Origin of the sequence: Bacillus sp. OTU2372, from assembly GCF_038440275.1 — a bacterium.
Lineage (GTDB): Bacteria > Bacillota > Bacilli > Bacillales > Cytobacillaceae > Neobacillus > Neobacillus bataviensis_B.
On the sequence record NZ_JASATK010000016.1, the window covers coordinates 96527 to 120305 of the forward strand.

The 23779-nt window shown below is 38.4% G+C and carries 20 protein-coding genes, 1 pseudogene and 1 other annotated feature; of the genes and pseudogenes, 4 read left to right on the forward strand and 17 right to left on the reverse strand.

All coding sequences use genetic code 11. The features are described 5' to 3' along the window. The first annotated feature begins 44 nt into the window (after window positions 1–44). Window positions 45–1256, forward strand: coding sequence for a 4-hydroxybenzoate 3-monooxygenase (locus tag AAHB15_RS21175; RefSeq protein ID WP_342043263.1), 1212 nt, complete (start codon window positions 45–47; stop codon window positions 1254–1256). Between the two features lie 225 nt (window positions 1257–1481). Here AAHB15_RS21175 and AAHB15_RS21180 read toward each other — a convergent pair whose 3' ends face one another. From AAHB15_RS21180 to AAHB15_RS21230, 11 genes are all read right to left on the reverse strand, one after another. Beyond that, window positions 1482–1622, reverse strand: a complete 141-nt coding sequence (locus AAHB15_RS21180; RefSeq protein ID WP_342043264.1) for a hypothetical protein — start codon at window positions 1620–1622, stop codon at window positions 1482–1484. Between the two features lie 610 nt (window positions 1623–2232). Beyond that, window positions 2233–2379: a hypothetical protein gene (locus tag AAHB15_RS21185; RefSeq protein ID WP_342043265.1), complete on the reverse strand. Its 147-nt coding sequence runs from the start codon at window positions 2377–2379 to the stop codon at window positions 2233–2235. Between the two features lie 158 nt (window positions 2380–2537). Then, entirely contained in the window at window positions 2538–3707 is a 1170-nt protein-coding gene (locus AAHB15_RS21190) for a cytosine permease (protein WP_342043266.1), read from the reverse strand. Continuing rightward, entirely contained in the window at window positions 3704–3877 is a 174-nt protein-coding gene (locus AAHB15_RS21195) for a hypothetical protein (protein ID WP_335574236.1), read from the reverse strand. The genes AAHB15_RS21190 and AAHB15_RS21195 overlap by 4 nt, the downstream gene beginning before the upstream one ends. Window positions 3878–3962: 85 nt before the next feature. Continuing rightward, window positions 3963–4709 carry an aspartate/glutamate racemase family protein gene (locus AAHB15_RS21200; RefSeq protein WP_335574237.1) on the reverse strand — a complete coding sequence of 249 codons (747 nt, stop codon included), beginning with the start codon at window positions 4707–4709 and terminating at the stop codon, window positions 3963–3965. A 30-nt stretch (window positions 4710–4739) separates the two neighbouring features. Continuing rightward, complete coding sequence (gene ncs1, locus AAHB15_RS21205; protein ID WP_342043267.1) at window positions 4740–6152, reverse strand: NCS1 family nucleobase:cation symporter; 1413 nt, start codon at window positions 6150–6152, stop codon at window positions 4740–4742. Window positions 6153–6268: 116 nt separating this feature from the next. Then, window positions 6269–7516, reverse strand: a complete 1248-nt coding sequence (locus AAHB15_RS21210) for a hydantoinase/carbamoylase family amidase (RefSeq protein ID WP_335574239.1) — start codon at window positions 7514–7516, stop codon at window positions 6269–6271. Window positions 7517–7560: 44 nt separating this feature from the next. Next, window positions 7561–9354, reverse strand: coding sequence for a hydantoinase B/oxoprolinase family protein (locus tag AAHB15_RS21215; protein ID WP_342043268.1), 1794 nt, complete (start codon window positions 9352–9354; stop codon window positions 7561–7563). Continuing rightward, window positions 9355–11427 carry a hydantoinase/oxoprolinase family protein gene (locus AAHB15_RS21220; protein ID WP_335574241.1) on the reverse strand — a complete coding sequence of 691 codons (2073 nt, stop codon included), beginning with the start codon at window positions 11425–11427 and terminating at the stop codon, window positions 9355–9357. It abuts the gene before it with no gap. Window positions 11428–11611: 184 nt separating this feature from the next. Next, window positions 11612–13309 (reverse strand): sigma-54 interaction domain-containing protein, encoded by a 1698-nt coding sequence (locus AAHB15_RS21225; protein WP_342043269.1) that lies wholly within the window; start codon window positions 13307–13309, stop codon window positions 11612–11614. 209 nt (window positions 13310–13518) lie between these two features. Beyond that, the gene (locus tag AAHB15_RS21230) at window positions 13519–13731 is read right to left on the reverse strand and encodes a DUF1540 domain-containing protein (RefSeq protein WP_144566532.1); all 213 of its coding nucleotides are present in this window, start codon (window positions 13729–13731) and stop codon (window positions 13519–13521) included. A 183-nt stretch (window positions 13732–13914) separates the two neighbouring features. Here AAHB15_RS21230 and AAHB15_RS21235 point away from each other — a divergent pair, with 183 nt between their 5' ends. Further along, window positions 13915–14811 carry a DMT family transporter gene (locus AAHB15_RS21235; protein WP_335574244.1) on the forward strand — a complete coding sequence of 299 codons (897 nt, stop codon included), beginning with the start codon at window positions 13915–13917 and terminating at the stop codon, window positions 14809–14811. Window positions 14812–14858: 47 nt separating this feature from the next. Here the strand turns inward: AAHB15_RS21235 and AAHB15_RS21240 are convergent. Beyond that, window positions 14859–15287: pseudogene (locus tag AAHB15_RS21240) on the reverse strand (MarR family winged helix-turn-helix transcriptional regulator). A 533-nt stretch (window positions 15288–15820) separates the two neighbouring features. Here AAHB15_RS21240 and AAHB15_RS21245 point away from each other — a divergent pair. Further along, the gene (locus tag AAHB15_RS21245; protein ID WP_420491197.1) at window positions 15821–16918 is read left to right on the forward strand and encodes a site-2 protease family protein; all 1098 of its coding nucleotides are present in this window, start codon (window positions 15821–15823) and stop codon (window positions 16916–16918) included. 67 nt (window positions 16919–16985) lie between these two features. Here AAHB15_RS21245 and AAHB15_RS21250 read toward each other — a convergent pair whose 3' ends face one another. After that, a complete protein-coding gene (locus AAHB15_RS21250; RefSeq protein ID WP_342043270.1) occupies window positions 16986–18263 on the reverse strand; it encodes an MFS transporter in 1278 nt (425 codons plus the stop codon). Window positions 18264–18589: 326 nt separating this feature from the next. Between AAHB15_RS21250 and AAHB15_RS21255 the strand changes: the two genes are divergently transcribed. After that, window positions 18590–18925, forward strand: a complete 336-nt coding sequence (locus AAHB15_RS21255; RefSeq protein ID WP_342043271.1) for a hypothetical protein — start codon at window positions 18590–18592, stop codon at window positions 18923–18925. A gap of 89 nt (window positions 18926–19014) precedes the next feature. Here the strand turns inward: AAHB15_RS21255 and AAHB15_RS21260 are convergent, their stop codons facing one another. The 4 genes from AAHB15_RS21260 to AAHB15_RS21275 all read right to left on the reverse strand — a co-directional run bounded on the left by AAHB15_RS21260 (window position 19015) and on the right by AAHB15_RS21275 (window position 23773). Next, a complete protein-coding gene (locus AAHB15_RS21260) occupies window positions 19015–19785 on the reverse strand; it encodes a TatD family hydrolase (RefSeq protein ID WP_335574248.1) in 771 nt (256 codons plus the stop codon). A 161-nt stretch (window positions 19786–19946) separates the two neighbouring features. Further along, on the reverse strand, window positions 19947–21650 hold the full coding sequence (locus AAHB15_RS21265; RefSeq protein WP_335574249.1) for a 2-isopropylmalate synthase: 1704 nt from the start codon (window positions 21648–21650) through the stop codon (window positions 19947–19949). Between the two features lie 63 nt (window positions 21651–21713). Continuing rightward, window positions 21714–21934, reverse strand: a binding site (T-box leader). A 109-nt stretch (window positions 21935–22043) separates the two neighbouring features. Continuing rightward, window positions 22044–22595, reverse strand: coding sequence for a YitT family protein (locus AAHB15_RS21270; RefSeq protein ID WP_144566540.1), 552 nt, complete (start codon window positions 22593–22595; stop codon window positions 22044–22046). Window positions 22596–22738: 143 nt separating this feature from the next. Next, on the reverse strand, window positions 22739–23773 hold the full coding sequence (locus AAHB15_RS21275; protein ID WP_335574250.1) for a DUF3231 family protein: 1035 nt from the start codon (window positions 23771–23773) through the stop codon (window positions 22739–22741). Window positions 23774–23779 lie beyond the last annotated feature (6 nt).

Genomic DNA, 23779 nt, shown 5'->3' on the forward strand with positions numbered 1-23779 from the left:
TTTATCAAAATATAAAACGCTTTCAACTAAAGGAGCTGGAAAAATTGAAAACACAAGTTGGGATTATCGGGGCCGGCCCAGCTGGCCTTATTCTTGCACAACTACTTCATCTACAAGGCATTGATTCTGTTATCTTAGAGCGTAAATCAAGAAACAATATCGAGGGAACCGTAAAGGCCGGTATTTTAGAACAAACGACAATTGATATTTTAAGAGAAATGGGTGTCGGCGACCGAATGGATCGAGAAGGTCATTTTCATAATGGCAACTACTTTCAATTTAATGGACAAAGACGCCACATTGATCTAAAAAAATATTCTGGTGGAAAGCAAGTCGTTGTCTATCCACAGCATGAAGTGATAATCGATCTGGTCAATGCCCGCTACAAAAATGGCAAAGACATTATCTTTGACGTAGAAGAAATCACTCTACATGATATCGATTCAAACCAACCGAAAATAAGGTATCGTAAAAATGGGTTGGACGAAGAACTTGTCTGTGATTTTATCGCAGGCTGTGACGGCTATCATGGACCAAGCCGCCTCGCCATTCCTGACAATTTAAGAAAAGAACATGTTCATTTTTACCAGTATGGCTGGTTAGGAATCCTCTCCGATTCCGCACCAGCAGCGGATGAATTAATTTATGCGAATCATAACCAAGGTTTTGCCTTGCTTAGTACACGTACACCTATTTTACAGCGTCACTATCTGCAGGTAGACCCATTTGATGATATTGCCAATTGGTCGGATGATCGAATATGGTCAGAATTAACGGCACGAACTAAAACAAATGATGGCTGGCAGGTGCCAGATGGACCGATTAATTCAAAAGGATTTTTTCAAATGCGCAGTTTCGTTTGTGAGACGATGCAATATGGCCGCCTCTTTATTGCCGGTGATGCTGCTCATACGGTTCCGCCAACAGGTGCCAAGGGACTTAACCTTGCCGCTTCGGATGTAAAAGTAATGTCGCGTGGAATTATCGAGTTTTATCAGGATGGCAGTACAGATATACTGGATCGTTATTCGGAAATTTGTCTACGTCGTGTTTGGAAGGCAGAACGCTTCTCTTATTTCATGACAAGACTTCTTCATACCAATCCTAAATTTGATTCCTTTGAACGGGGTGTTCAGCTGGCGGAGCTAGATTACTATACTTCATCTGAAGCTGGATTAAGTACTATAGCTGAAAATTACGTGGGATTGCCGATTCAATGGGAGAAAGCTGGCGATTTTAAGACATTAATCAAATAAAAGGATATTGGACTTTTGGGTAATATTGGTGAAAAGGCCAATGTTGTTTAAAAATGAGCCAATGATGGCAGTAAATCGGCCAATGTGTCCATATATTGAGCCAATCTAGCCTAAAAATCAGCCAAAACCCTTAGAAATTCAGGCAATCAAATATTTAGGCACTAAAAAAAGGAATTTGACTCTGATCAAATTCCTTTTTTCTTGAATTACTGTTTATTGCATCATCTAGGACACCTTTAAAGGCTTCTGATACTCTTCTTCCGCAACCGTATACGCCTTAGTATGCCCCGCTCCAGGCACAATCCAAAGAACTTTTTTACTCTTAGAAGCATGATAGATTTCATAAGCCATCTCAGTTGGCACCATAACATCCTTGTCTCCGTGGTTGATAAACATAGGTAATTTATTTTTCTTGACGCTCTCTAGTGCTGAAGCCTCTTCAAATGTATGTATACCCTGCTCTGAATTTAGTAATTACACTTGTCACGTCCATGATTGGAAATGCTGGAGGGTGATAGAGATACTTTAATTGATGGACGATTCGGCCTTGACCGTTTTATAACCACTGTCCTCGATAATTCCTTTTACTTCACTAGGCACATTTTCTCCTGATGTCATTAAGACTGTTGCTGCTCCCATTGAGAACCCATGCAGGAAGATCGTATTTTCGGTCTTTTCTTTTATTAAAAAATATCCAATTGATATAATCCCCTTTACTCATGCCATGACCTCTAGCATCAGATTTAACACATCATATTTCAGGTCGTAGTACTACTTTGTAATCCCTGGCATTTGTTCACTGCTGCCTTTATAGCCATGAGCTAAAATGACAGCTTTTCCGTGGGAGTTTGGGTTCTTCAAGTAGCGCCCTTTTAGCGTTAAACCATCAAAGGATTAGATTTGGAAGACTCAAATTTCTGCTGCTCGGTCTAATTAATAAGCGCTGCGATTTTGTCTTGCTGTTCTTTTGTTCCTTCTATGTTTGCTGCGGCTGCACTGCTCCCGCCATCATGCAGTTGAGGAGGTCCTTCTTGGCTTCTTTTTTGCCGACATTATAAAAATAGTTTCCCGCAACTCCGAGCCCTATACCAATTAGGACAAAAGAAATACCTACTTTCAACATTCTCTTCTTCAATTTACATGCCTATCTATCTTTTTCTACAATTCTTACCTCTGTATTTTAGCAGAAATATAATATATTCATATAGAAATAGTCCAAACACTAACTTTGAAAATTAAAAAAAGCATTCAAGGAGGTATCCTTGAATGCCTTTTTCCTCCTTAGGAAGGGATTTCTACTTCATTATTAGATTTATGTGATTTATAGGATGGGTAAACTTTATACCCTGCCCAGTATAAAATCGCACTTATCGGCATGCTTACCATCCAGGAAATCGATAAGAAAAACACACCAATGACCCCACCAATAAGCAGTGAACCTAAACCTAACCAATTGTACTTATTATCCCTCTTGTAAAGGGCATCTACATCAAAGTTTTGCTTATGAACGAAGTAATAGTCCGCAATTAATATTCCAAGTAATGGTCCAAGGAATGCTGAATAAAATGCGATGAACGTATTAAATGCCGAACTGGTGATCAGTAACCATGGGAATGTAACAATACTTAATACTCCTACAATGATCACTGAAACACCCCAAGTAAAGTTAAATGTCTCCATCAATACAAGTGCTGGTGGTTTAATATTAATGGTTAAATTACTGGTAAACTGTGCTACTATTATAAAAATCATCATAGCGACCGCTACAATTGGATTAGGAATGACCGATACAATCGCTTGAACAGGATCCCAAATGCCAGTAGCTGCTGCCGCTAGGATTCCAATTACGAGCATGATGACAAACATTGGTACGATGCCAAAAAAGTGACCTATTGTGTTATAGCGTGGTTTATTCTCAAGATATCTTGCTAAGTCAGCATTATTAATAATGGCAGTGATTAAAACACCCACACATGCAGTTATTGCTGCAAAAAATGGCATTCCCCACGAACCAGTGGTATTCCAATTATCTGCGATCTTTAATCCACCTACATTGATTAACTGTACCGTTATATAAATTAAAAATCCAAGAACAACTACTGATAAGAGCGAATCAAACCATTTAATCGAGTTAATCCCAAAATAGGCAATCGCTGTTTGAAGGACCTGAAATAGAATAAAATATAACCAGATGTTGCTATAACCCCAAATGGTTTCAGTAATATAATTCGTAGCTGCTGCACCAATCCAGGAACCGATTCCATACCAAAATACTGCTGGTAATACCCTGATTAAAGAGGCAATCCTTGCTCCATTATATCCGAACGATGATCTTGCTTGAACAATAAAGGGGATACCATACTTAATACCAGGACGGGAGTTTACGATAAAAAGGTAGCCAATAAAAAAAGCGGAAATAACAGTGACTACACCCGCTTGAAACAGATTCAATTTTCCTGCAGGCGGTAGAAATGACTGTCCGACCAAAAAAATTGAATGACCACCATCGATGAAATCCACAACGTAATATAGGTGGTTAGACCAAATAACCTATTTTCATTGGAAACTGGGTTCAGTGATTCTCTTTTTGATTGGGATGTAATGTCTGTAGAATTAGCCATTTTTATAATTCCCCCACTATCTTAATTAGTTAAAAAAGTAGGATGCTCTTTTTTACGGAACATCCTATATCAATATATAGATTCGTTATTTCTTTATTGAGCTATAACCGAAGCTAGCTAACTTCCCGATATATTCCTTTTTCTCAGGATATTTATAGGTTTTTAATTTACTTGTTTTCTTGCCTAGATCAACAATCGATTCAGCAAACTTAACAGCGGCTACTACGCCATCAATAACTGGAACACCCAGTTCTTTTTCAAGACTATCCGAAAATTCGGCCATTCCCGCACAACCTAGCAGTATAGCTTCTGCATGGTCCTCCTCGACCGCTTTTCTTCCCTCTAACCGCAGCAATTCCATCCCTGCTTCTGGGTCTCCTTCAAAGTCCAAAACTCCCATAGGGGTGGTTCTAATATTTACGACACGCTTATGCATACCGTAAGAATCTACTAATTCTTCAAGCATTGTTTTGATCCTTGGTAAAACCGTTACTACGGAAAACCTAGCCGCTAGAATGGATGCTAAATAAACTGAGGCTTCTGCAATCCCTACAACAGGTTTATCCGTTACTTCCCTAGCTGCATGTAAACCTGGGTCGCCATAACAAGCGATGACAAAGGCATCGACTCCCTCTTCTTCACCTTTGATCACTTCTTCGATGACCCCTGGAATGCTCAAATACTCATCATAATAGGATTCAATCGATACAGGACCCATTTTAGGACTAACGGCAAGAATCTGTGTATCTGACCGTGCAGCCGACTTAGCCGCTTCCTCGATCCCCTTAGTCATCGCTATTGTAGTATTCGGATTAATTACTTTAATTTTCATACTCGTTCCCCCTATAATTGAGACTAATAACTATAATTTTTGATTTACTTCGTGGACAATTACAGCACTGTTTGTTATTTCTGGCTGTTCATAGATTTTGCATATCCAATATTTCATTAATGAATAGTATAGAATCCCCGAGATTAATAGTGCAGTGAAAAATCCATAATCAGGCAAAAGGAAGACTGAAAGGCCGGCAGGAATATAACTGATAATCGCTGCGGGATTTACATTATTCCAATACTTGTATTGACCATTCACCTTATAGAGTTCACTGATATTCAACTGTCGTTTTCTAAGTAAATAGTAATCCGTAAACATAATCCCAACGATCGGTGCAAGGGTGGAAGTAATTGCTAAAAGAATCTGTGGGACATAATCTGCGTAGTTCCATGGCTGAATCAACAGCCCGATCACACCAGCAATGATGGCACCTTTGGCAAATGATATTTTTCGAGGAAAAAGATTAACAATGATATATCCCGGCGGTAAAAGATTGGCACTAATATTAGTAGACCACTGTGCTAAAATAACAAACGCTAAACAAACGATTAACAACAATGGATTATCCTGACCCATGGTTTGAACCATTGCATCAATTGGATTCCACGTTCCTGTCGCGACACCACTAGTTAAACCAATAATGGTAAAGAGCAGCATAGAACCGATTAATCCAAAGATATGTGCCCAAAAACTACCTTTATTGATTTTCCACCAACTCGTTTCACTACTTTCAAACTTAGTTTTCAAGAATCGCGTGAAATCAGGAGCATTTAAAGCCATCGTAATATAAGTACCCATCATTACAACAACCCCATATCCAAGAGATATGCCCCCTTCTCCACCTTTTGAAAAAATTTCACCAAAAGTGATATGATTTTCTTTCATAATGTACACTTGCAAGATAATACCGATGATAAGAATACTTGGTGAAGCTAACCACTCAAATTTGGTAATAGCCTCCATCCCCATTGCAGTATTAATAATTTGTACAGCACCAAAGATGATGATCAGTAAGGTAAGATTGGAGTATCCAGTTAGCATTTCCATGATCGTATTTAAGGCGTATGCCCCCATCCAGGTTTGAAACCCAAACCAAAAAATTGCTGGGATTGCTCGTATTAAAGCTGGTATATGTGTGCCTAAATAGCCAAAACAGGCCCGTATATAAACTGCATAGGGGATTCCATATCTTACCCCTATATCTCCAAGAAGAGTTAAAAGAACGGCGACGATTAAATTCCCTAGGATGCAAGCGATGATAATTTGTGCAGGAGATAAGGCAGGATACAGTTGAGCAGCAGTAATAGGCGTGACAAGTTGAACCGCGATGCCAACCCATAGAATGAAGTAAGCTACAGCAGACATTGTTCTTTCACTGCTTGTAGATGGCATGATGTCCTTACCGGTTAAGCTAATTCCCTTTTCCGTTTCTTGACTCATGGAACTACCTCCCATTAATAGCTTTGTATTAATTAATAGAGTTTTCAAAATACTCAAGCTATACCTTACCCTATTTCCTAAGCATGGCAGTCCGATCACTGCCATGCCAAGAAATATTAGATATAATTTAATACTGTTTCAAAAAGGATTTCGGTTCCATTGATGATATCGGCGATTTCAGCCCATTCTTTCGGATTATGGCTAATTCCATCCCGACAGCGAACAAAAATCATTCCGATATCGGTTATCTCAGCTAATAGCATCGCATCATGACCAGCGCCGCTAACCATGATTGGGGCGGTAATACCTTTTGTTTCGCTAACCACGCTTAACCTATCTACAACCTCTTTGGAACACTCCACTGGGTCGATTTCCATATTACAATTAATCGTATAGGCCAAGCCTCTTTCTTTACAGATCTGCTTGAGTTTGGTTTCAATTTGATTAAAGACTCTGTTTCGTCGTGACAGGTTGATATCCCTCAAATCGAGTGAAAACTCGACCACATTTGGGATGATATTACTCCCGCCTGGATAGGCTTGGATAATGCCCACGGTGCCAACCGTTTGCTTTGCTGACTCGCCACTGCAAACCTTATCCACTTCTACGATTAATTCAGCTGCTCCTACGAGCGGATCATTCCTTAGGGACATAGGAACCGTTCCCGCATGACCTGCCACACCCTCCAATTTAATGGTATACCATGCCGGACCAGCAATTCCTTGAACAATCCCAACCGACTGGTTCGTAGTATCTAAGTATGGTCCCTGTTCGATATGCATCTCTAAATATAACTTAATCTCCCCATTAGTACGGATTGATTCTTCGAAACAATCCGGATTAATCCCGTAGCCAAAGGATTTAAGAGCTTCATATCTAGTAACATGGTTTTCATCCACTTTATTAAAATCTGCTTTGGTTATTTTACCAACCATGCCTCTACTTCCAAACAGGCCATCATTAAATCGAGAGCCCTCCTCTTCACAAAAGGCGACCACTTCAATCGGATGTTCATGGGCAAGGTTTGACAGAGAAATCGCATGGGCGATTTCGATTCCAGCTAAGACCCCAATGATTCCATCAAACCTCCCACCGTTTCGGACAGAATCGATATGTGATCCGATCATTACCGCCGGTAATTGAGGTTTTGTTCCCTCTATACGCCCAATCAAATTGCCAAAATTATCATGTGAAACGGTTAACCCAGCCTCCTCCATCCATTTGGATACAAGAATGTGAGCCTCTTTGTCTTCCTTACTTAACGCACGTCTCTCGACTCCATTTTGTTCGTTTTTACCAATCTCCCCTAGCTCCATAATGCGCGTATAGAGCCTTTCTCCATTTATTTTGCTTACTGTTTGCATTTCATACCCTCTTTTCCGGCTGCACTCCTGAATGTATGTTAGCTCTAATTATTTTTTCTTAGCGCATCTGTCTTGTTATAATCAATGGTCTCGTCATTGGTTATCACAACTCCATAATCTGAAAGAGCTTTCTCTTTCGTGATATATCCGTCAAAATAATCGGACAAGACTTTCTCTGGATTCCTTTCGAATGGGTCTCCATATCCCCCGCCACAAGGCCCGACTAACTGAATCGTACTTCCTGATGAAACCGTTCGATTGGGCAGCTTTGATGGCAGTTTCACGATTTCTCCTGTTTCCTCGTCGCTGATGGATAAACCGCCAACTGACCCTGATTTTCCATGATCAAATCCCCACGGTGCAAATTTATGACCATCTGCTTCGACAGAAAAGCTTCCATCGCTTAAGAAGGTAACCTCGCGGACCGATCCAATCCCTCCACGCCATTTACCTGGGGCACTATCATGATCTCTGAGCTCGTAGCGATTTACTTGTAATGGATAGTGAGATTCGATATCCTCGATTGGGTTGTTTCGTGTATTAGCGTACAAAGTGTCAACGGCATCCATACCGTCCTTACCGTAACGACCGCCATAACTGCCTTCCATAATATCCATGTAAACCCAATAGTTTTCATCTTCGGTCTTCCCACTGAACGCGACTACTTGAAGGTTGCCGACTCCGGCACTTATTTGATGCGGAACCACCTGGGCCAATGCTTTCATGAGTGTATCTGCGACAATGTTCCCTGAGTTAAACCGGGCAATGGTCGGGGCTGGGAATATCGGATTGCACATGGTTCCTTTTGGTGCCACTATGTTGATTGGCCGTGTTAAACCAGAGTTTTGCGGGAAGTTCCCGTATTTGGTGGAATCTAATAGAATAGATCTCAATGTTAAATAAATGGCGATATCAACTGTACCAACTAATGGCATATTAATGGGTCTATCAGAAACCTGTGGTGAAGTTCCTGTTAAATCAACTGTTAATTCATTACCATTGACCTTCACAGTTACGGCGATTTTTAAATCCTTTTTAGATGGATCATCGCTGTCCAAGTATCCATCTAAAAACCCTTCAGCCGAATATTCGCCATCTGGCAGTTTGTTAATGGCATCTCTCATCATTTTTTCGGAGTAATTCATCAATTCCTCTGCGGCTGCTTCAACGGTTTCTAAACCATACTTTTCAATAATTTCGATATATCGCTGCGCCCCGATTCTAGCAGCAGCTATTTGGGCTTCCATATCGCCGACAACCAATTTAGGAGCCCGGATATTATCCATTAAAATATCCCAAACATATCGATTTTTAATTCCTCTGTCATAGACCTTGATGGCTTTAAATTGAAGACCCTCTGCATAAGCATCCACCGCATCCACAATGCCGCAGCTTCCTGGTGTAGAGGCGCCAATATCTAGGTGATGGGCGGTTGTAACTGAAAACCCAATGAGCTTATCTTGATAAAAAACCGGTATACAGAACCCGACGTCAGGCCCATGGGACGCGCCATGATAAGGAGAGTTATGCATAATCACATCCCCAGGTTGGAAAGTATCCTTCCTTTCCTCCATAATCTGTTGAATTCCCTTCACATAGCCTGGGATTGGGCCGGACTGAAGAGGCGTACTATGAGATGATTCACATAATTGTTGTCCATTAATATCAACGAGAGCACAGCCAAAATCCTCTGATTCTCGGATAATACTAGAATAGGACATTCTTGCCAGCTTATGCCCCATTTCAATTGCCACGTTTTCTAAAGCCCCAAGCACAACCTGAACTGTGATAGGGTCAATCTTTTTTAATTCTGTTCCAACTTGAGTCTGTGTCATCATTTATACACCTACCTTGATAATCATATTTCCAAATTCCTCAATATACGCTGTACAGTTTGGCGGAATAACAGTTGTCGTATCTTTTTGAAGCACAATACAAGGACCAGCGAACTCTGTATCAACAGGAATTTTTTCTCTCTGATAAAACTTGGTTTCAACGTTTTCAAGATTTCCGTCAATATTAAAAATTGTTGTACCTGTCTTAAGCAGTGCATCCTCTAATTGATGCTGATGATGGACAGCTTGTTTCTCGATTTTTGGCATGTATCCTAGCCCTGTCACACGAATGTTGACAAATTCGATTGGGCTGTCAAGGAAGTTATGTCCATATTCTGCCTTATGAATTTCATGGAAGTTATTTAATGCTTCAACGATGGTTTCTTTATCCAATACTCCACCTGGTAAGTCGACACGAAGCTCATAACCTTGACCTGCGTATCGACAATCCGCACTGCGGAGAACTTGAATCTGCTCTTCCTCTACGCCATCATCTTTTAATTGGCTAATAATTTGTTTCTCTAACGCTATAAAGTCTTCATTAAGCCCGATAAAATCAAAATGGGTGCTTATCATAAACTCTGTCTTGATTACGTCATATTTAAGGTCTGTTGTTAATAATCCAGTGGCTGAATTAATTCCTGGGTACAACGGTATAATGACCTCTGGGATATTTAAGATTTGTGCAACTTCTACGGCATGAAGCGGTCCTGCGCCCCCAAAGGCAACCAAGGAGAATTCTCTTGGATCCTCACCCTTTTGAATGGTTTTTTCCCGAATGGCATTGGCCATATTATTATTCATGATTTGAAGAATACCTTCTGCCGTTCTTTCTCTGCTCAAACCTAAATTTTCTGACAGCTCATCAATCACCTTATAAGCGGCATTGCTATATATTTTCATCTCGCCGCCTAGGAAATTGTGTTCATCAATTCGGCCTAAGACAACATTCGCATCACTAACGGTCGGCTTTGTCCCGCCATGACCATAACAAGCAGGACCAGGTCTTGAACCGGCACTTCTTGGCCCAACCTTAAAAGCACCACCTTCATTAATATGAGCGATACTGCCTCCACCTGCTCCAATCGTATGAATGTCAATCATCGGAACCATTACAGGATATCCGGCAATCCATGTATCACGAGCAGATGATTCACTATATCCACTTCCAGTGATAATACCGATATCTGCACTCGTACCACCAACGTCAAAGGTAATTAACTTCTCTCTGTTCGTCAGTTCCCCAGCCCATGCACCGCCTAAAATTCCCGCTGCCGGACCTGAAAGCAGTGTGTTTACCGGTTTTTCTGAAACGGTTTTAGGTGTGGCCACTCCTCCATTTGAGCACATAATATGTAATTCAGCTGGGACTCCGGATTCTTTTAACCTCACATCTAGGTTTTGAATATAACTTTTTACTTTTGGCCCAATAAAGCCGTTTATGGATGAAGTAGTAAATCGTTCAAATTCACGAAACTGTGGCGAAACATCAGAAGAAATCGTGATGAATGCTTCTGGGTATTCTTCTTCAATAATTTCTTTTACTCTTTGTTCATGCTGTGGGTTAATATATGAGAATAAGAAGTTAACAATAATAGAATCAACGCCTGACTCCTTTAAAGTAGCGACTGCGCCTCGTACTTCTTCTTCATGAAGCGGTGTAATAACCTGCTCCTTAGCAGGACCCATTCTCTCAGAAACCGTTAATCGGTGTCTTCTTTGAACAAGTGGGCGATCTTGCCATGGAATTTCCTGCATAATTGAATAGTTTTGCGGACGCTGGTGTCTACCAATGTGAATGATATCCCGATATCCCTTTGTCGTAATCATTCCCGTTTTTGCACCATCATTCTCGAGAATGGCATTGGTTGCAATTGTTGTCCCATGAAACACGTGGTCTATTTCTGTCCTGTTAATGTTTTGACGTTCACAGAGCTCCAGAATCCCTTGGACAACACCCGTGGATGGATCTTCCAATGTAGTTGGAACTTTATGAATGGCAGTGATTCTTTTTTCCGTGTCTGTAAAGATTACATCAGTAAATGTTCCTCCGACATCTACGCCAAATAATTTCATTAACTGTTACCTCCTTATTTTGCTTACACTTTTATAATTGCAAGAAGCATGCCAAGTTTAAGAATGCTATAAATAAAGACTTTTGAATCCTGCGTTTTCTATGTAATTGCATTATTGCAACGAATAAAATTCCGAATTTTCTAAAAAACCACTTAATAGTAGTGGATAATAAAAAATTGCAATTTCACAATTGAAATTGCAATTTTGCAACGTTAATGTTGTATTTCCTCACTTTCCTTGTGATTGTCGATGCATCCACGCCCAACTTGACACTTGCTTCCTTCATGGTCGATGACGTCTCTAGAACCTGTAAAAGAATCAGTTTCTCATATCGTTCCATTTCTTCTTTTAGATTCAAGCCGTTCCCTATCTTTCTCGTTTTTGACGCATAGGATGGCAAAAACTGTTCAGGGAGATGTTTCATTTCTATACATTGATCCGGAGCGGTGACGATTAACCTTTCAACCGTGTTCTGCAGTTCACGGACATTCCCTTTCCATTCAAAATCTATAAAACTTTGAATTACTTCTGGGTCAAAGGATTTGTTTAATCTATATTTTTGATTAAACATCTCTTTGAAATGATTTATCAAGAAAGGAATATCCTCCTTACGATCCGATAAGGAAGGAATGTTGATTGGAATCACTACCAAACGATAATATAGGTCTTCCCGGAATGACCCCTTTTTCACCATTTCTTCTAGGTTACGATTGGTTGCCGCTATAAATCGAACATCGACTTGAACGGGTTCTGTACCTCCAAGAGGAGTGAACTGTTTCTCTTGTAATAACTGCAATAATTTCGCTTGCAGGCTAAAAGGTAATTCTCCAATTTCATCTAAGAATAATGTTCCTTTATCAGCTGCAAGGGCCAACCCTTTTTTTCCTTCTTTATTTGCCCCGGTAAAGGCACCTTTCGTATATCCAAACAGCTCCGATTCCATAATACTCTCTGGAATCGCTCCACAGTTCACCTTAATAAAAGGGGCTTTTTTTCGATTGCTTAATTGATGGATGGTCCTTGCTAATACTTCTTTGCCGACACCGGTTTCACCATGAAGATAAATCGTTGCGTCTACATTGGCCACCCGGCAAACTAGCTCATAAACCTTTTCCATTGCTCTCGATTTGACCACCATCTCTTTATTCTGTTTTTGTAGATGGCTTAGCTCGTTCTGATAGTAATCTAGTAATATTCTTGTTTCTTCCAGCTTTTCATGAAGATTAGATATTTCTGTAACATCTTTAGATATATTGATTATTTTATTTAATGTTCCATCATCATGAAATATAGGATGCCCTTCCACCATTAAGCGGCGTCCTGACTTAGTGGTTTGATGCATCGTAATTTTACGCTTTTTTTCTAAGACCTGTTGTGTGGAAGAAACATTAATAACCCCTGCTTTTTCTAAACTATTGGTAGATTTCCCAACTAGGTCAACTTCTCTCACTCCAAAAAAGTGCTCACAAGTGTTATTTACCCGTAATACAATACCATTAGCATCTGTAATTGTGACCAATTCACCACTTAGGTTCATGATAGCTTCTAACTCTTGTTTTAGCTCTATGACTTTAGGTAAATGATTGACAAAACCCTGAAAAATCTCTTCCTGAAAAATTAGAATGGCACCTAAATCTTGCTTTACTATTGGAAAACTCATTAACAGCGTTCTTTCATTCAGGTAATAATTTGTGACCTCAAAATTTCCTTCTTTAATGACCTTAATGATCGTACTACCGGGTAATAAATCTTGAATATTTTTGGATTTGTGTAAATCAAGGAAACCTTCACAAATTTCGTTGGCAAACGTTATGTATCCTTTACTGTTCACTACTAAAAATCCAAAAGGTAGTTTTTCAGCAACATCTTGTGAATCAAACATTAACACCCCTCCTTTTGATAAAAGAAGTATCTGAATTTTCGATATTTTTATAATATATTCTATCTTATTTTTTTGATTTTTTATACCAATAAGGCAGAAATGAGCAAGATTGTGTATGAAGGTCAAGATAGGTATCTTTTTAATCCATGACAATCAAAAAGAGCATTCATCAGACCAAATCCAATGAATGCCCCTTTCTATTAACTAATTCAACTCCGCTTTGGCTTAAATGTTTTACAACATGTCTCCGCCGAATGGTCAGCTGTATCTTGATGATTCTTTTCACCTAACTCGGCAGACATTTCGGTATCATATCTTGCATGGCTATCCAGTTCAACCATAATCTTATCAGCAGTACAGACATTTCCATCTCCATAGAATGTGCAGTTCGAGATTGCACATGAAACTTCTACTTTGGGCATTTTAGTACCTCCCTTTTTGTTATACCTTTGATAGCTATTTTTTGCAAATGTCGATATTTCATTCAATGTTGCAATTCCAATATCTCTCAAGTAATTTATTTTCTGCTGGTTTTAAATGATATAATAAAAAGCATATGACCTTAACGGATTAAAACGGTAATTGTTTATGTAAAGGGGATTTTTATGAATAAAAAAGCACTTGCTATGGCAATGATAACGGTAATTATATGGGGCTCTGCGTTTGCTGCCATCCGCGCAAGCCTGCAAGGTGGATATTCATCAGGCCACTTAGTGTTATTTCGCTATTTAATTGCCTCTCTTTCGTTTGTTATTTACGCACTTCTTCCCGGAGTTAAATTCCAACTTCCAGCCAAAAAAGACTGGTTTAGAATTTTAATTTTGGGTTGGATAGGGATCAGCACCTACCATATAGGTGTTACCTTTGGTTCTCAAACCATATCGGCCGGTACGGCGGCCATGCTTGTAGCGTCTTCACCAATTTTCACCACCATTATTGCCATGTTTGTGTTAAAAGAGCGGCTTGAGGTAATGGGATGGATAGGACTTTTCATTGGATTTGCAGGCATAGCCATTATAACCATGGGCTCAAATGACACATTTACTTTTTCTTCGGGAATCATCCTTATATTAATTGCTGCAGCGGCCACTTCTATTTTCTTTGTTTTACAAAAACCGCTCTTCGATCGCTACAAGCCCATTGAATTGACAGCCTATTTTACCTGGGCCGGCACACTTCCATTTCTAGTTTTCTCACCTGGGCTGATTGAGGGGATTCAGCATGCAACATTACAAGCAAATTTGTCAGCCATTTACGTAGGAATATTCCCGGCAGGCATCGCTTATGTTACTTGGGCTATAGCTCTTTCGATGGGAAATGCCAGCTCTGTTTCAACCATTCTTTACATTGAGCCTGTATTTGCCATATTAGTAGCTTGGGTTTGGCTGCAAGAATGGCCAAGCACCCTCTCTATTGTGGGAGGAATCATTACCGTTTCGGGTGTATTATTGGTAAATCTGTTAGGTAAAAAGAAAACGGTTGGTATGACAATTAACTATTAATCTAGTAATATCTAATAGAGAAAAAAATTAGGGATTATAGCCAATTGCTATAATCCCCAATCTAATTTTAGTATCTCTTTAAGCAGTATTACCTGTTCTGCTCCAATCTGATCTGCAATTTTTCTCTCTAGTTCCGCTTTTAACGTCTCGTTTTTCACATAACATTCTTCGCCAAATGCTGTTAACTCCAGGCATTTTTCTTTTTTATTATTCTCTACATTTTTAATTTCAACTAATCCTTTAGACTCCAGGCTTCTAATAAACTTATGAGTTGCTTAACGTGAAATATCTACATTTTTTGAAACAGCTGATATGGTTGGCTGTTTTTTATAAATTCTTGCCATAATAAACCATTCAGAATTCGAAATGGATACTTCACTATTATCGTTCCACAGTTTTTCAGTTATTCTTCGAAGTTGGACATGCCGCTCACTGATTGAATCAATTAAATCCAAGTGTTGTAATTCAGCGTTCATCCTTATCACTCCAATCATTATATCGCCACTACTATACAAAACACTCCGGACATTGTCAATTAGATTGACAAACCATCAACCAAATTATAAAAATGGGACCCTCTTTTAAGAAAGTCCCATTCTTCTATAAACATTTTTTTTAGGGATACATCCATTAACCCTCTGTTTGTGCCCGTACGGCTATAAAAGCCAACTCGTGCAAGATGAATTGGGGCTTTTCGGTCGTTAAATCAGCTAAATCTTTTTATTTTCTCAATCAAATACTGTACTCCATATAATAGAAAGGCTTTATAGCACCTCAACCTACTTTTTCCATTCTTGTTTAAGTTATCCAACTTTTATAAAAATAAAACGCCCGTAAAAGCTGTCATATCCTAATCAACAAGATTCTTCTCACTTTGTTTCCTTCAAATTTTATATCCATACTTTCTTATTCTTTAACTTATTTTCCCATCATTTCTTGTATAATAGTCATACAACTAATTTTCCGATAATGTGTTTTTAAAGGGGCTGTTTATTTGAAAAAAAGGAAGATCAAAAACGGCAAGAGTACCTCTTGGGGAGTATTAGGTACAATCGGAGTTTTATTATTAGGTAAATTAAAATATGTTTTAGTCATTTTAAAATTCCTTAAACTTCAAACACTTTTGAGTATGTTTATTTATCTTGGGACATACGCTTTCATTTTTGGCTGGAAGTTTGCTGTAGCCTTAGTCTATCTCTTATTTATTCATGAAATGGGCCACGCGTATGCAGCTAAAAGAATTAAACTGCCAGTTAGCCCAGCTGTGTTTATCCCTTTTATGGGTGCGGTTATTGGAATGAAGGAAATGCCGAAGAATGCAAAAGATGAGGGATTTGTCGCCTACATGGGTCCTTTATTTGGATTGTTATCCTTTTTGCCGGCCATCCCTTTGTATGTTTATACACATGAGCCATTTTGGGCCCTTCTAATTATATTAGGCGGGATGATCAATTTATTTAATTTAATCCCTATCACCCCACTGGATGGCGGGAGAATTGCCGCCGGGATTAGCACTAAGCTTTGGGGCTTAGGAATCATTTTGTTATTAGCTTACTCTATTTATCGGCTTAGTATATTAGGTTTTATCATCGTCATCCTAGGTTCTAGAGAATGGTACAAATTATATAAAAAACAAAAACGTTTAAAAGACGATCAATTAGAAGTGCAAGAACTTGAACACATCTTAGAAAAATTAAAGCAGGAATCCTATTCTCTAGACTCGACTCAAGAATTGGTTAGAAAGGCAAAATCGAAAACCTCCGATATGGAGATGATTAAATTATTAAATACACTAAATGTAGAAATTGAAAAAATGAAAAAAGATCATTATCTTCAGCAATTATCAGGTGCCTATTTTTTAAGTGAAGAACATAGCTATCAAAATCAACAAGTTATTTTAGGTATTCTTAACCAATTAGAAAAAAGATTAACAGCTTTTAAAAGAGATGTACAAATCACAGAAAGCTATTATAAAACCGATAAAAAAACGAAACTGCAATTATTTTTAATTTATATTGGTCTAGTCATAGCGCTGACAATTAGTTATTATTATGGAAGTGAAATTCTCATGAATCATCCGGAAATACAAAAAGCGATGAATAGCTAAAAATAATGTCAGATAACAAAAGAAGGTACACACACATAAATGGTAGTGTACCTTCTTACATTTAAAGTCAGATTAATTCATTTTTCTTTTTTAATATCATATACAAGACGATGCTGCAGCCCGAACATATAAGTGCTAGAACAGCAATAAATCCATATCCTGCCTGCAATCCCAAGATCACGTTCACTCCGCCATTCTCACTTTTGAACATCTTACTAACTAAATCAATAATAAAACCAATCAATAGATTACCAATCACACTGGCGATTCCCATTAGGGTTACCGTAAACGTAATCGCCGCTCCTGTACCTTTTGGGTACCGCTTAGCTAAAAGCGCCATCACGGTAGGATATATTAACGCAATGCCCACTCCTGATATGGCAAATAACATCGCTCCTTTTTCGCCTGTCAAAATCGCAGCTAAACTACAAATACCTGAAAAAGCGGAAGCAATAATAATCGATAAGGTAAAACCAATTTTATCCGTAACGGCTCCTAAAAAAAGCCTAGCAAGCATAAAGAAAAGGAAAAACATAGACAACATCCTCGATGCATCATGGATGTTCCAACGATAGGCTTTTACCAAGAATTGTACCAGCCAGCTTCCAATCGCAATCTCTGAGACCACACCGAAGGATAAAACAGCGACTATGAGCCATGCGACAGGGTCCCGGATTAGAGACTTGTAGGAAGTAGTTTCTTCTATTTCATGAGTTTCTTCTGGGAATTTACCTAACACCGAAGGAACAATTGGCAGAAGAGACAACAGTAAAACCAAAAGGTACATCCCTCTCCATCCAATTTCATCACCAAACATATTCCAGCCCATTATCGATGCCGCTATCGTCGGAGCTACGGTTGAACTTAGCCCGTAAAAAAAGTGCGAAAGGTTCATCATCGTTCCCGTATTTTTAGTGAAAATTCGAGCAGCCATGATGCCCAGACCAATCTCAAGAACGCCGTTGCCAATATAGAGTAAAAAGAACGAAGCAGACAGAGTGGGATAATTCACGGATAGATATATCACAAAACCCGCTAATGCCATGGATAAAAATGCGATGATTCCCGTCCATTTGATCCCTATTTTGTTGCTTAATGCCGATGTAAATGAACAGGCAAGAAGATAGCCTAAAGAATTCAAGGCTAACAAAATACCAATTTGTGACTGATTTAAATGAAGTTCATTTTGTATGATTGGAATAGCTGGACCTTTAATGTTTTCGGATAAACCAAAGATCAGAAATCCTCCAAAGACGATACTGAGTAAAAGATAATAATTGTATTTTGGATTTACCTTTAAGGAAGTGCTGCTTTTTTCAGTACTTAGGGATTGTTGAGTTTCCATAAAAGTTCCTTTCTTTTTATAAACTTTTGTATCCTATCTAATGATCATTCAATTACTCTATTTAAAAATGAAGTATAAAGAATTTTATTCATTTAACAAGAATTTATCAATACAATTTAAGCCAAAGAAGGAATCTAAAAACCAATTTCTTATATTGTCCAACAAATATCATCTGAGTCTTCTTTTCGTTGAACTTACTGCATATAGTTTGATAAGGAACAAAACCGGAGTGAAAGTCTCGCTGTTTTTCAGCTAGATGCTGCTGTATGTGATTTATTCTTCAGATAGAAAAATATTCAACATTCTGTAAAGGATGTGGGGTCTAAATGGATTTAAATACCTTTATCAGATTATATCAAGCATTTTTAAAAGAATGTGAACAAAAAGGCTGGATGATCGAAATTCTTATCGAAGAATTCGGCAATTATCTTGCTGCCATCACCAATTTGGATGGCATTGAAGTGCAATTCTATATTGAATTGGACTTAGAAAATTGTGTTCAGCTTAATGGTGCTACCAATCAAAGCAGATTGGATTACGGGGTAATACGGGATGAAGGTGAAGGAGACTTATTTGCAAAAGAAGTACTGGATGAATTCCATCAGTATTGGGTCAAACATATACCTAAACGGTACTCGAGCTTTATTCTCAATAAACGATGACATCTAATAATGTTAGAAGATATAAATGTTCATTATATCTTCTTTTATTTTTATTTACTAATTCGGTGGTAAACAATGCTAACAACTAATTATATCCCATAAAATTTCTTAGTGTTTTCAACTAATCTTTCAGAGACTTCTGTTTCTGAAAGGTTTTTTATTTCAGCAATCTTGAAGATTGATTCCCTCATCATAGCAGGGTGAGTCATTTTTCCCGAAAATGGACCTTCGAACGGCCATGGACCGTCTGTTTCAATCATCATTTGCTCTAATGGGTAGCTTTGAACTAAGTTCTGGATTTTCTCTTTATAGACAATCTCTGGTGTAACTGAAATATAGTATCGATTTTGAATCATTCTCGCAACGGTCATTTCATCCCCTTTAAACCAATGGAAATGAGCCTTTGTTACTGAATGCTTTTCTAATAGATCACAAACAATCGGGGCATCATCATAAACTGCATGCAGGACAATCGGCTTATCCCATTTCTTTGCCAATTTCACGAACGTCTCAAGGAGTTCAATATATTGACCGTACTGAAGCCTAGATACCTTTTGGTCCAATCTTAGATAGTATGGCAAACCCACCTCTCCAACCGCCATCATTTCTGTTCGATGTTGATTCATCCATTCTATCAGCATGCTGAACTCTTGTTCAGCCGGCAGACTTTGCTCAGGATGAAACCCAAATGCAGGCTTTACCTTTGGATACTTTCTCGATAATTCTAGATTTCGCTTACATGATTCTAGGTCAAATGAAACGGACAGCAATGCTTCAATCGAGTCTGAACTTTTCAATATCGATTCTATTTCTTGATCTTTATATTGATCTAAATGAATATGAGCATCGATCATTTTCATATGTATTCACACTTCCAGAACCAATTTTATCGTATTAGTTTATGTAGCTTTAGCTTTTTAAAAGATTAATTTCATAACAAGATAAAGGGCTGCCGCATTAACTGTTCACAACAGACCACGCAGCTGCCCACATCCATACTTATAAAAAAAATCAGGAAAACTTATCTTTCTGAAAGTGAAAATCCTTTTCCAATTGTAGATTCAACACTAGATACCATTTTATTTACGGCACTAAACAGTGCTTTTATGGAAGAAGTCATAATATCAGCATCAATCCCACAGCCCCAATAAACAGCACCATCTAGAGCCGTAAATCCGACATAAGATACAGCATTTGATTCCGATCCTCTTTCTAGTGCATGCTCCTTATAAACTAAATCTTTAAAATTGATACCAAGTGTGGTTCGCAGACCATTGCTGATGGCGTCAAGTTTTCCATTCCCTACACCAGTAAATTCATGAGCCTCGTTATTTAACTTAACTGATACAGTTGTTTCATATTTTTCATTTTGAGTAAATCTGTAATTGATAAACTCAACCGGTGTATTTATATTTACATATTCTTTTAAGAAAATATCATGAATTTCGTTTGGCATAAGTTCCTTGTGCATGTGGTCCGATACATTTTTAACACTATAACCAAAGCTTTCACGCATCTCTGCCGGCAGATCAAGTCCAAAATTCTGCATCAGCACATAACCGATACCACCTTTACCAGATTGGCTATTAATCCGGATAATATCTCCCTCATACTGTCTGCCAATATCCTTTGGATCAATCAATAGATAAGGGACTGTCCAATACTCATTTTCTCTTTCCTCACGCCATTTCATTCCTTTTGCGATGGCATCCTGATGTGATCCTGAGAAGGCCGTAAAGACAAGTTCACCGCCATATGGGTGTCTTTCATGAACCTTCATTCTTGTTAATTTTTCATATTTGGCAAGGATATGATAGATATTTTCAAAATGAAGCTTTGGATTTACACCGTGAGAATACATGTTTAAGGCAAGTGTTACGATGTCTACATTTCCTGTTCTTTCTCCATTTCCAAACAGTGTTCCTTCTACCCTCTGAGCTCCTGCAAGCATTCCTAGCTCTGCATCTGCGACCCCGGTTCCCCTGTCATTGTGTGGATGAAGGGAAAGAATCACATTGTCCCGGTAGTTTAGATGATCACTCATGTATTCGATTTGACTCGCATAAACATGTGGCATTGACATGGATACTGTAGCTGGAAGATTGATAATCACCTTGTTGTCAGCAGTTGGCTGCCATACATCCAGTACGCGGTTGCAAATTTCAAGCGCAAACTCCATTTCTGTACCCGTGAAGCTTTCCGGTGAATATTGAAACTGGAAATTCCCCTCCGTTTCGGAAGCGTATTTCTTAACCATTATTGCCCCGGTTACAGCAATGTCGATAATTTCTTCCTCCGTTTTTTGGAACACCTGCTCACGCTGCGGCACGGATGTTGAATTGTAAAGGTGGACGACAGCTTTATTTACGCCTTGAAGCGATTCAAACGTTTTTCTGATAATATGTTCTCTTGACTGGGTCAATACTTGAATCGTCACATCTTCAGGAATTAATTCCTGTTCAATCAAGGTACGTAAAAAAGTATATTCTGTTTCAGATGCCGCAGGAAAGCCTACTTCTATTTCCTTGAAGCCTACTTCCAACAGTAATTGAAAATATTCCAGCTTCTCCTCTAGACTCATCGGCACAACCAAGGCTTGGTTTCCATCTCTCAGATCCACACTGCACCATGTCGGAGCTTCCTCAATATACTCCTTTTCCGTCCATTTCAAGCTTTTTACTGGAGGCATGAAATAACCTCTGGAATACTTTTCAATATTTTTCATTCTGTTGCCCACCTTTTTATCAATTTAATTTGTCTTTATTAAATAAAAAAAGCCTATCATCTCATAAGAGACGACAGGCTTTGCCTACGTGGTACCACTCTTTTTGATTCGTTTAAAAAGCAAACGAATCCACTTAACGACTTTATTACGGTGATCAACCGTTAAGGCCTACATTTCAGCCTTACCACTCCTGGGTGAGTTGGGGGCGTTATTGACTGTCTCTCACCAACCGACAGCTCTCTTAACAATAAATATCCCTTAATACTCCCAATCATCGCGTTTGATTTTTTTGAATTTTCCCCATTTTATTATTTTTTTTAACATCAGTCAACCCTTAAAAATTAAATTTAGTCAAAACACATTTTTTACGCTGCTTTATATTTTTCAACCTTCCTAAGATGAATTCCCTTTAATCAAGGAAGTTGTTATGCCAACAATTGTAATAGCCACGCATGAATAAAGGAATGTGTCTAATGCCAGTACAGTAAAACCTGCTAAAACAATGAGTCCATCAATGATTATGATGGCAAGGGCAATATTTAAGGTGAAATTTGCAGCAATGATTTTAGCAAGTAAGTCAGTACCTCCAGTACTAGTCTTATATCTGAGCATTAGACCAACACCCGTTCCAATAATGACTCCTCCTATTAATGCACTTGAAAGCTGTGATAGGAAAAATTGATTGCGCAGAGGTGAAAGCAAATCAATGAACAGAGAAGAAAACAGCAGCCCTTGTACATTGCTAAAAAAATACCCTCGTTCCGTTGTTGATGCGAATATACAGATAGGCAGACTCAAAGCCACCATTGTAACTCCAGTCTGAAAATTAAAGAAGTAATGAAGTACTAATGCAATTCCAAGGACTCCGCCGTCAATTAAATGATGGGGTACTAAAAACCCATTTACCCCAATTCCTAATAGCAAACTGCCAATGAGAGTAGCCATTAATTTCTGAAAAATTTATATCACCTTGTCCTGTCTTTTTAATCTATTAATATGTCGTCATCTCTAAATTAAGAATGATGGACAGAGTAAAATTGGACAGGTTAAGGTAATTAAAACGGTTCATTTATTAGTTCAAATACCTACTAATTTGCTGTTAAATTTTTTCTATCAACTGCTTTAGGTGGTTGTTCCATCCATCCCTTTTCAATCATCGTTTTTGCTGCTTCTTCAACAAATAGGGAGATTTTCATAAACGATTTTGAATAGATCATGCCTATATCATGTCGTCCATTTACAGCCACTGAATTTCCAAACGCTCTGATTTTCATTGAAAACATATCCATCTTATGAAATAACATTAACTTGTCTGAAAAGGGAGAAAATGTAGATGCCGTTACCAAATGGTCAAGAAAGGGCGGCGAAGGCAGATTTTCATCAGAAAGCTTTTGCATATACGCTTCAATATTTTTAGTTGTCAGGTCCCGGCCTTTTTCAAATAACTTCCTAATCTTTTCATCCTTTGCAACTTGTGCAAATGCCATAATGAGGGCTTTACTGGTTACATTATTTTCAATATTATCGTAAAAATGAGCAATTTCTAAAGCATGCAAAGGCCTGACATGTCCGAAAAAACCATTTAAAAAGTCCTGATGAACAAATTCAGCTTTATCCGGAACCGGAATAAGAGGTGGTTTGATGATAAAACCTTTGTTCATTAGTATCTCTTTGATTTGTTCCATCAGAGCCATGGTAGAATTCATACAATAAGTAAAAAACTCCACTACATCCTTTCGATAAACAAGTGGCAGGCCTACGTTATAAATACTCATACCGGCTTTAGCTGCATATTTCAAGTAATGAACATAGAATTGATCTTCGAATAACCGAGGGGCACCAAGGTTTACATCTTCTTTACTGAATCCTATAGGAATAGGGAAGTTTTCCTTTTCAAAAATTTCCTTGGATACTTTCATAAACTCTTCGCATAATTTTACTGCATTCTCTAATAAAGTTTTAATATCCTCATCCTCAACGTGTTGAAGATAATAACTTAACACGCATTTTGCCATACTGTTTCCCGTATAAGTTGCCCAAAGTTTGCCCATTTCTGCTGAAGTTAATTTTTCTTTCGTGTTAGTTTTATTTGAACTTAATTTAATAGGCATAATCGTTTGCATGGGAAC